Source organism: Actinospica acidithermotolerans, from assembly GCF_018139625.1.
GTDB lineage: Bacteria > Actinomycetota > Actinomycetes > Streptomycetales > Catenulisporaceae > Actinospica > Actinospica acidithermotolerans.
Window position 1 is genome coordinate 1 of the sequence record NZ_JAGSOH010000190.1, and the last position, 9,356, is coordinate 9,356.

Annotated in this window: 8 protein-coding genes; 5 read left to right on the plus strand and 3 right to left on the minus strand. The window is 70.1% G+C overall.

Features of this window, described 5'->3' with window-relative positions:
* Positions 1 to 1,012: serine/threonine-protein kinase (locus KDK95_RS32900; RefSeq protein ID WP_212522268.1), on the minus strand; the 1,012-nt coding region annotated here is incomplete at its 3' end.
* A 469-nt stretch (positions 1,013 to 1,481) separates the two neighbouring features.
* Here KDK95_RS32900 and KDK95_RS32905 point away from each other — a divergent pair.
* The 4 genes from KDK95_RS32905 to KDK95_RS32920 all read left to right on the plus strand — a co-directional run bounded on the left by KDK95_RS32905 (position 1,482) and on the right by KDK95_RS32920 (position 6,142).
* A complete protein-coding gene (locus KDK95_RS32905) occupies positions 1,482 to 2,888 on the plus strand; it encodes an efflux RND transporter periplasmic adaptor subunit (protein ID WP_212522269.1) in 1,407 nt (468 codons plus the stop codon).
* A gap of 65 nt (positions 2,889 to 2,953) precedes the next feature.
* Positions 2,954 to 3,853: an ABC transporter ATP-binding protein gene (locus tag KDK95_RS32910; protein ID WP_212522275.1), complete on the plus strand. Its 900-nt coding sequence runs from the start codon at positions 2,954 to 2,956 to the stop codon at positions 3,851 to 3,853.
* Positions 3,850 to 5,034, plus strand: coding sequence for an ABC transporter permease (locus KDK95_RS32915; RefSeq protein ID WP_212522270.1), 1,185 nt, complete (start codon positions 3,850 to 3,852; stop codon positions 5,032 to 5,034). Before KDK95_RS32910 ends, KDK95_RS32915 begins: the two co-directional genes overlap by 4 nt.
* Positions 5,035 to 5,125: 91 nt before the next feature.
* Complete coding sequence (locus KDK95_RS32920; protein ID WP_212522271.1) at positions 5,126 to 6,142, plus strand: magnesium transporter CorA family protein; 1,017 nt, start codon at positions 5,126 to 5,128, stop codon at positions 6,140 to 6,142.
* A 111-nt stretch (positions 6,143 to 6,253) separates the two neighbouring features.
* On the opposite strand, the gene KDK95_RS32925 is transcribed toward KDK95_RS32920, so the two are convergent.
* Both KDK95_RS32925 and KDK95_RS32930 read right to left on the minus strand, forming a co-directional pair.
* Complete coding sequence (locus KDK95_RS32925) at positions 6,254 to 7,864, minus strand: ABC transporter permease (RefSeq protein WP_212522272.1); 1,611 nt, start codon at positions 7,862 to 7,864, stop codon at positions 6,254 to 6,256.
* Positions 7,861 to 8,793 carry an ABC transporter ATP-binding protein gene (locus KDK95_RS32930; protein WP_212522273.1) on the minus strand — a complete coding sequence of 311 codons (933 nt, stop codon included), beginning with the start codon at positions 8,791 to 8,793 and terminating at the stop codon, positions 7,861 to 7,863. The genes KDK95_RS32925 and KDK95_RS32930 overlap by 4 nt, the downstream gene beginning before the upstream one ends.
* Before the next feature lie 61 nt (positions 8,794 to 8,854).
* Between KDK95_RS32930 and KDK95_RS32935 the strand changes: the two genes are divergently transcribed.
* A partial coding sequence (locus tag KDK95_RS32935) for a GbsR/MarR family transcriptional regulator (RefSeq protein ID WP_212522274.1) occupies positions 8,855 to 9,356 on the plus strand: 502 nt, incomplete at its 3' end.

The window sequence follows — 9,356 nt, forward strand, 5'->3', positions numbered from 1 at the left end:
CCGCCGTCCCCTCCCCCGCTGCTTCCCCACCTGCCGTTTCCTGCGCCGTCTCCTCCGCGATCTCCTCGCCGAGCCGCCTTCCCACCGCACCCTGTGGGCCTGGTGACTTCATCTGCTCGAGCGCCCGCACGCGCTCCCGGATGATCGCCCGCACCGCGTCCGGCAGCGGCGTCTGCGGTCCCGCGCCGGCCGCCCGGCAGCCCTCGACGATCCGCTGCGTGGACGGCCGCTCCGCCGGGTCCTTGCGCAGGCAGAGCCGGATCAGCTCCCTGACCTGCTCGGGGCACGCGTCGTAGTCCGGCTCGTCGTGGATCACCCGGTAGAGCACGCCGTCGGCGAAATCCGCCTGGAAGGCGCTCTCTGCGGTGCAGAGGTAGTAGAGCGTGGCGCCGAGCGCGAAGACGTCCGTGGCCGGGGTGATCTTCTGCCCGCGGATCTGCTCCGGCGCCATGAACGGCGGCGAGCCGATGAACGTGCGATGGCTGGAGCGTCCGGTCGCCGTCGGCGCGGCCGCGCGCACGATCCCGAAGTCGATGACCTTCGGCCCCGACTCGTCGAGCAGGATGTTGCCGGGTTTCAGATCGCGGTGCACCATGCCGGTCGCGTGGATCGCGCCCAGCGACTCGGCGATCCGCCCGGCGAGCGCGAGTACCGTGTGCGCCGGCAGCGGCCCGTGCGCGCCGATGACCTGCGCGAGCGACGGTCCCGCGACGTACGCGCTGGCCAGCCACGGCGCGCCGTTGTCCGAACCGGCGTCGATCAGCTGCGCGATGTGGATCCCGTTGACCTGCTGGGCGATCGAGACCTCGCGCGCGAAGCGCTCCCGGAACTCGGGGTCCGAGCCGAACTCGGCCCGGATGATCTTGAGTGCGACGGCGCGGCCGCCCGGCGTGAAAGACAGGTAGACCCGCCCCATGCCGCCCGCGCCGATCCGCGCCCGGAGCACGTATCCGCCGACCGTCCGCGGGTCCCCGGGCTCCAAAGGATCGAACTCGTACATCGTGGTGTCCACCGCCCACCCCACCGACTCCGACGATCTCCGTAGCCGGATACTCTAGCGGGCGCGCCGCAAGAATCAGGGGTCTGCGGACTACGAATTCGCTTCGCGGCCGTGGCGGATCGAGTGGAACGCCCCGTCGTCGAAGCCTTCGACGGTCTCGTCGAGGGCGAGCCGGCGGGTGAGCGGAATCGCCGCCGAGGCACTTGGCGCGCAGCATCGCCGGCTATCCGGTGACGCCGTACTCCTTCAGCCACGCGCGAAGCAGCGGCTCGTCGGCGCGCTCGGCCGCCCTGATCTCCCGGCTACAGGCGCTATTTTCCGACGCCCTTCCCCGTCCGCCGTTCGAGTTAACCGGCGATCTGATCTCGCATCGCTTTTCGGAGGGCCCCCATGTCCGGCATCGGTCCCGACCTCCATCGATTGCGACGCCGAGCCGACCCCGCACACCCTCGGAGATGAGCCTGGTTTTAAGATATAGCGCGTGCGGATACGAAGCCTGTCCCGGCACGCCGGGATCGCGCTGACCGGCGTTCTCGCGCTCGCGGGAGTCGGACTCGCGGGGTGCGGCGGAGGCGGATCCACCGGGATCGCCACCGCGTCGGTCGGCTACTCGACCGTGTCGCAGGTCGTTCAGGCCTCTGCGAATATAGTGCCGAAGGCGCAGGTCGGGCTGACCGCGACGTCGAGCGGCACGGTGGCGACGCTTGCGGTGCAGGACGGCCAGCACGTCACGGCCGGGCAGGTGCTCGGCGTCATCTCCTCCCCCAGCGCCCAGCAGCAGCTCGCCGAGGCGAAGAAGGCGCTCGACCAGGCGCCGTCTGCCGGCTCCGGAGTGACCGACACGGCCGCGGGCTTCACCGAGGCTGCCGCGGCAGATCAGAACTCTGCCAACACGGCATTTGCCAAGGCGCAGCAGGCTGCTGAGAAGGTCAAGGACGCGTCGCTTCGCTCGGCGCTCCTCGCCGAGATCAAGGCGGCGAAAAGCGCGTACTCGTCGGCGATGGACTCCGTGAACGCGGCGGTGTCCGCGTTCCAACAAGGTCTGGGCTCCGCGTCGCAGGTGCTCGACGCGCTCGGCCAGACGACGCGCACGCAGGACCAGGCGGCCGTCGACACGGCCCAGGCCACGGTCAATGCCCTGACGATCACCGCGCCGATCTCCGGCACGGTCGCGCTCGGCAACGGCCAGTCGTCCGGCTCCGGCGTGTCCGGCAGCGAGATCAGCCAGCTGCTCGCGGCCGCCGAGGGCAGCGGGTCCTCGTCCGGGCTGTCAGGCTCCTCGTCCGGCTCGCTGACGTCGCTCGGCTCCGGCTCCGGCTCGGGATCGAGCACGAGCGCCACGATGATCTCCGTCGGAGCGCCGGTCGACTCGGGCGGCACGATGTTCACGGTGACGGACGCCTCGGCACTCTCGGTCGCCGCACAGGTGGACGAGACCGACGTGCTTGACGTGCACCCAGGCGTCAAGGCGACGATTCAGCTCAACGCCGTGCCCGGCGCGACGTATCAGGGCACGGTCACCTCCGTCGATCCGACCGCGACGACCTCCAGCCAGGGCAGCGTCACGTACACCGTTCGGCTCAGTCTCGGCGCCGGACGTACGCAGGACGGCTCAGCGGCCCCCACCCCGTTGCCCGGCATGAGTGCGATCGCGGATCTGGACGTCCTCACCGCGAAACACGCACTGAGCGTCCCATCCTCCGCGCTGGTGATCAACGGCCAGACCACGAGCGTCTGGGTGTTGACCAACGGCGCCGCCCACTTGAAACGAATAACGCTCGGCGCACAGGGTGACACGCAGGTCCAGGTGCTCGCCGGCCTAAGCGCGGGGCAGCGGATCGTGGTGTCCGGCGCGGACAAGGTCACCGACGGGGAGCAAGTGGGTTGAGCACCGACACGCAGGCACCGCCGACGTACGCGATCGAGGCCGTGGACGTGCGCCGCTCCTACGCCATGGACGGAATGCAGGTCGAAGCGCTGCGCGGGATCACCCTCGGCATCGCAGAGGGCGAGTACGTCGCGGTGACCGGCCCGTCCGGTTCGGGCAAGTCCACGCTGATGCACCTCCTCGGCGCGCTCGACCGTCCCAGCTCCGGCCGTCTGCTGATCGGCGGCCAAGACACCACGTCCCTCGATGACGCGGGCCTGGCGCGGGTCCGGGGAAGCGAGATCGGCTTCGTCTTCCAGTCCTTCCAACTGCTCGCGAGGACCGACGCCCAGGACAACGTCGCGCTGCCCCTGGTCTACCGCGGCGTCGGCAGAACCGAGCGCCGCCAACGCGCCGTCGCCGCACTCGAGGCGGTCGGCCTCGGCCACCGCCTCAGCCACCGCCCGACCCAGCTCTCCGGCGGCGAGCAGCAGCGCGTAGCCATCGCGAGGGCCCTGGTCGGCGAGCCCCGCCTGGTGCTGGCCGACGAGCCCACCGGCAACCTCGACTCGGCCAACGGTCATGAGGTTCTGAACGTCCTGGAGCAACTCAACCGCGAGCGCGGCGTCGCCGTAGTCCTCGTCACCCACGACGCCGACGTCGCCGCCCGCGCGAACCGCCTGATCCGGATGAGAGACGGCCTCGTCGTCGCGGACGAGATCCAGCGCAGGCAGGAGTCGCGCGGCGAGCAGGAGGTGCAGGGCAGGCGCACTCCGCAACTCGCACGCACGCCGCAGGGCGGACGCACGCCGCAGGGCGGCCGCGAGACGGATGGCGGGCAGGAAGCGCAGCACGGGCAGGTGCTGGCGATCCGATCTCCGGCACCGTCGCCATCGCCATCGCCATCGCCGACTCCATCGCGATCGCCGGCGCCGACTCCGTCGCCGTCGTCTGATGTTCCCGATATCCCGGGCCAGCCGCGGTGAAGCCGTGGGAGGCGCTGCGGTTGGCGGCGGACGCGCTGCGCGCGAATCGGCTGCGCAGTCTGCTGACGATGGTCGGTGTGATCATCGGAGTGGCGGCGGTGGTCGTGCTCGTGGCAATCGGCGGCGGCGCGAAGGCCGAGGTCGAGAATGAGGTGGAGGGCCTCGGTTCGAACATCGTCTTCATCGTGCCCGGCAAATTCCAGTTCGGCACGACGCCATCGCTCTCCCCGCTGCGGCTGTCGGACGTGCAGGTCGCCGCGCGGATTGCCGGGTCGACGCAGGACGTGACCGCGGTCGTCGACTCCGGGGAGAACGTGACAGCCGGTCAGAACAGCTTTTTCGCCACCGTGCAGGGCGTGACGCAGAATTTCGACGTCGTCTTCAACCGTCCGCTCGCCGAGGGCTCCTACCTGACGTCGGCGGACGTCACGACGTCGGCGCGCGTCGTCGTGCTCGGCGCGAACGTTGCCTCGACGCTCTTCCCGAACGAGGATCCGGTCGGCCGGACGACGGCCATCGACGGCGTGTCCTTCCGCGTCGTCGGCGTGGCGCAGGCGCAGGGCTCGGCGTTCGGTGTCACGCAGGACAGCAACGTGGACATCCCGATCACCGAGGCGCAACTGCTGTTCGGGATCAACACCGTGCAGAGCATCGAGGTCAAAGCGCAGAACCCGGACCAGATCGGCGCGCTCTCGACCGATCTCGTCTCGGCACTGCAGAGCGAATACACCGGCGTGCAGTTCTCTGCGGTGACGCAGTCTCAGATTCTCGGCACGATCGGCAAGATCCTCTCGCTGCTCACCCTCGTGCTGGCGGCGATCGCCGGGATATCGCTGCTGGTCGGCGGCGTCGGCGTGTCGAACATCATGCTCGTCGGCGTACGTGAGCGCACGCGCGAGATCGGTCTGCGGAAGGCACTCGGCGCACGGCAGCGGGATGTCGTGCTGCAGTTCCTGGTCGAGGCGGTGACGCTGACGGCCGTGGGCGGTGTCATCGGCATCGGACTCGGGGTCGGCACATCGGCGGCGGTAGGCGCATTCAGCCCGCTGCCGACGAACATCGCCTGGTGGTCGCCCGCTCTGGCGTTCGGCGTGTCAGTGTTCGTGGGTGTGCTCTTCGGCGTGGTGCCGGCGCGGCGTGCAGGCCGGCTCGACCCGGTGGCAGCGCTGCGGACCGACTGACGGATCCGCGCCCGGCGTACCGACGGTCCGATCGCGGGCCCGGCCGAGGGGGCACCCGAGCGTCAACCGGTGATCGGTAGACTCGGGCGACATGGCGGAGGAAGCAGCAGAAAACACGCAGGCCAGCCCGAACGAGCGGCCGCGGCGCAGCCGGGCGTATCGCGGCGGGCGGCTGGTCGCGGAGAATTTTCCCCTGGCCGACGTCTCGGACTGGATCGAGTACGACGATGCGGCCGTCTGGTACGACCTCGAGAGCCCCACGGCGGAAGAGCTCGAGGAGCTGCGCGAAGAACTCGGCCTGCACTCGCTCGCGATCGAGGACGCCACCCACCTGAGCGAACGCCCCAAGTGCGACCGCTATGAAGGACACCTCGTGCTCACTGCGTACCAGGTGAAGCCGTCGGGCGACGGCGAGCTGGACAAGGCGATGATGCTCGCCTTCATCACGCACCGCGCGGTCATCACCGTGCACGACCCGGGCACCCTGGACATCCCGGAGATCCTGCGCCGCTGGGACGAGTCGCCGGATCTGGCCAAGCACGGCCTGCCCTTCCTGGTCTACGGCCTGCTCGACTACATCGTCGACGGCTACTTCGACGCCCTTCAGGTCCTCGACGACCGGATCGAGGACCTCAGCGACCTGATCTTCGAGACAGCGGCCGGCAGAGAGTCCGCGGTCGTGCTGCGGGAGACCTTCGACCTGCGCCGGGGACTGCTGACGGCGCGGCACGTGATCACGCCGATGCGCGAGGTCGTCAACGCGATAATGCGCTGGAACAACATGCCGTCCGAACTCGCGCCGTACTACCAGGACGTCTACGACCACGTACTGCGGACCGCCGACTGGGTGGACAACCTCCGCGACCTGCTCGCGACCGTGCGCGAGACGCAGCTGACCATCCAGGGCAACCGAATGAACCTGATCATGAAAAAGGTCACCAGCTGGGCCGCGATCGTCGCCGTGCCGACGGCGATCACCGGCTGGTACGGCCAGAACGTGCCGTACCCGGGGTTCAGCTCGGAGAGCGGCTTGTGGACCTCGACCGGTCTCATCCTGGGACTTTCCGGGCTGCTGTATTTCACCTTCAAGCGCAACGACTGGCTCTAGCGGCCCTCGGCGCTGCGGTTTTTCGCAGCGGCCCTCGGCGCTGCGGTTTTTCGCAGCGGCCCTCGGCGCTGCGGTTTTTCGCAGCGCCCCTCGGCGCTGCGATTTTTTGCACTAGCCGATATCCCTCCTGCGGAATCCGATCAGCCCGGTCACGAGCAGGGCCGCGCCGAGGGCGGTCATCAGAAGCAGCGGCTCTGCGCTGACCGCGACTCCCGGCGCGCGCGGCACCTGGGAGAACGGGGAGATATCCGTGATCCAGTGGCTGAGCCTGAGGATCGGGCCGAGTTCCTGGAGCAGGATGCAGAAACCGACCGCGCTCCAGCCGACGAACGCCGTGGCCCCAGGGGCGAATCCGAACGCCAGCACCGTCAGGCCGACCACCACCCAGACTGCCGTGACCTGGATCAGGCCGGCGCCGATCAGCTGGGCGAGTTGCGTACCGAGGTCGCCGGATCGGCCGCCGTGCGCGAACCCGGCGCCCGCGCCCGCGATGACAGGTAGCAGCGCGGAACCGAGTAGCGGATATACGAGGTGGCTCGCGGCCCAACGCAGACGGCCGGTCGCGGTGGACAGCAGCGGTTCGAGGCGACCGCTCGTCTCCTCGGTCCGCATTCTCGCCGCCGTCTGCACCGCGTAGCAGGCCACTACGAGGCCGATGATGTTCATCGCGGACGCGAGATACGCGTTCTCGATACCGCTCTGGCCGCCCATCCGCTCGAACAACTGCTGCACGCGCGCGCTGCTGCCGAGCAATTCGCCGATGCTGTCCGCGATGCTGCCGAGGACCGCGCCGCCGATCAGCAGGCCGATCGCCCAGCCGAGCAGGTTGCCGCGCTGCATCCGAAAGCTCAGGGCGCCGACGGATCCCAGCAGCCGGCCGCCGCTCGCGGGCCCGGGTCGTGCGGGGAAGACTCCGCTGCCGAGGTCACGCCGTGCGGCGATGCGGAATGCCGCCGCGATCAGCGCGGCCGTGCCGGCGGCGAGCAGCGCGAGGACCCACCAGCGGTCGCCCGCGTACGGCTGAGTCTGCTCGGACCAGCCGAGCGGGGAGAGCCAGGTGAACCAGGTCGGGCCGTTGGCGCCGGAGCCGTCGCCGATCGCACGGACCAGGTACGCGGCGCCGAGTACGGCGAACGCGAGCCCGGCGGCCGAGCGGCCGAAATCGGTCAGCTGCACGGTGATCGCCGCGACGCCCGCGAAGACCCAGCCGCCCGCCGCGACGGACAGGCCGAGCAGGAACGACCCGGAGACCGGCTCGCCGAGCGCGACGAGTACGACCCCGATGACCGCGCCGAGGGCGAACTGCGTGCCGAGGACGAGCCTGAGCACGGCGATCAGCGGCGCGTGCCGGCCCGCCGCTCCCGCGCCGACCAGCTCGAAGCGGCCGGCTTCCTCCTCCGCGCGGGTGTGCCGGTTGACGGTGATGATGCTCATCACCGCGAGCAGCGTGGCGCCGAAGACGCCCATGCGCCACACAGTGAGCCCGCCGATCGTGGTCAGGTCGAAGGGCTTGCCGTAGAGCACGGCGAGCGCCGGGTTCCTGCCGATGCCGTCGGCGAACTGCCGACGGGATTCGGGGGTCGCGTACAGGGTCTTGAAGGAGTACGCCGTCCCGCCGACGGACGCGAGGATCGCGTAGCACCAGATGGGCAGCCGGATGCGCTCCCGGCGCGTGATCAGTCTCGTCAGCTCCGGGACTCCGGCGAAAGCGGTCGCGCTCATCTCGCGGACCCCGCAGACCCCGCGGACCCCGCGGAAGCCAGGTCGTCCTGATAGTGGCGGAGGAAGAGCTCCTCGAGCGTGGGTGGACGGCTGGTCAGGGCCGCGACTCCGCACGCGGAGAGCGCGCTGATCAGCGTGGCGAGGTGATCGGTGCCGACCTCGCAGCGCACCTTCCGGTCCCGGACCTCGAGCGCGGCGATCCCCGGCAGCGTCTCCAGGATCCCGGGCGGCGGCGCCGTCGCCAACTCCGCCTCGACGGAGGTCCGGGTGAGGTGGCGGAGTTCGGTGAGCGTCCCCGACTCGGCCGTCTTACCGCGGCGGATGATCGTCACCCGGTCGCAGAGCGCTTCGACCTCGGCGAGGATGTGGCTGGAGAGCAGCACGCTGCGTCCCCGGTCGCGCTCCTCGGCGACGCACTGCCGGAAGACCTCCTCCATCAGCGGGTCGAGGCCGGAGGTCGGCTCGTCGAGCAGCAGCAGATCGGCGTCGGAGGCGAACGCGGCGATCAGCGCGACCTTCTGCCGGTTGCCCTTGGAGTACGCGCGGCCCTTCTTCTTCGGATCCAGCTCGAAGCGCGCCATCAGCTCGTCGCGCCGGGCCGCGTCGAGGCCACCACGCAGCCGCCCGAGCAGATCGATCGTCTCGCCGCCGGAGAGCGAGGGCCACAGCGTCACATCTCCCGGCACGTACGCCAGCCGCCGGTGCAGCGCCACCGCGTCCCGCCACGGATCGCCGCCGAGCAGCACCGCCTCGCCGCCGTCCGCGCGGAGCAGGCCCAGCAGCACCCGCAGGGTGGTGGACTTGCCCGACCCGTTCGGCCCGAGGAAGCCGTGCACCTCGCCGGGGCGCACGGCCAGGTCAAGGCCGTCGAGCGCGACGGTCCGCCCGAAACGCTTGCGCAGCCCGACCACCTCGATGATGTTCTCCATGGTTCGAGACTACACGCGTTTCATACTTTTGTGAATGTTGTTGATCGCGTATCATCTCTACATGGGTGAGATGCGGAGTGAGCTGGAAGTCAGGGCGTTCGTCGAGCAGATGGCGATGTTCCTGGCGGATTGGGGCTTCCCGCGGATGGCGGCCCGGGTGCTGATGGTGCTGATGTCCGCGGACGAGGAGCGGCTGACGGCGGGTGAGCTGGCCGAGCGGCTGGACGTGAGCCCGGCCGCGATCTCCGGCGCGGTCCGCTACCTGCAGCAGCTCCAACTCATCGAGCGCACCCCCGTGCCCGGTTCGCGCAGCGACGCGTACGAGGTGCCTCGCAACGCCTGGTACACGGCTGCGATCGTGAAGGGCGGCCTGTACAAGCGTCTCGCCGACCTGTCGGACGCGGGCGTCAAGGCGCTCGACGACGGCGGCGCGGGGCGCGCGCGGATCGCCGAGATGCGCGATTTCTTCCTCTTCCTCGACGAGGAGGTCGGGCTGCTGCTGGACCGCTGGGTCGCCGAGCGGGACCGGAGGCGCGCGGCCGCCGAGTCGGACGGCGGAGGGC

Coding starts and splice junctions, on each gene's coding strand:
- KDK95_RS32910 (WP_212522275.1), top strand. CDS start 2,954: ATGGACGGAATGCAGGTCGAAGCGCTGCGCGGGATCACCCTCGGCATC.
- KDK95_RS32925 (WP_212522272.1), bottom strand. CDS start 7,864: ATGAGCGCGACCGCTTTCGCCGGAGTCCCGGAGCTGACGAGACTGATC.
- KDK95_RS32930 (WP_212522273.1), bottom strand. CDS start 8,793: ATGGAGAACATCATCGAGGTGGTCGGGCTGCGCAAGCGTTTCGGGCGG.
- KDK95_RS32920 (WP_212522271.1), top strand. CDS start 5,126: ATGGCGGAGGAAGCAGCAGAAAACACGCAGGCCAGCCCGAACGAGCGG.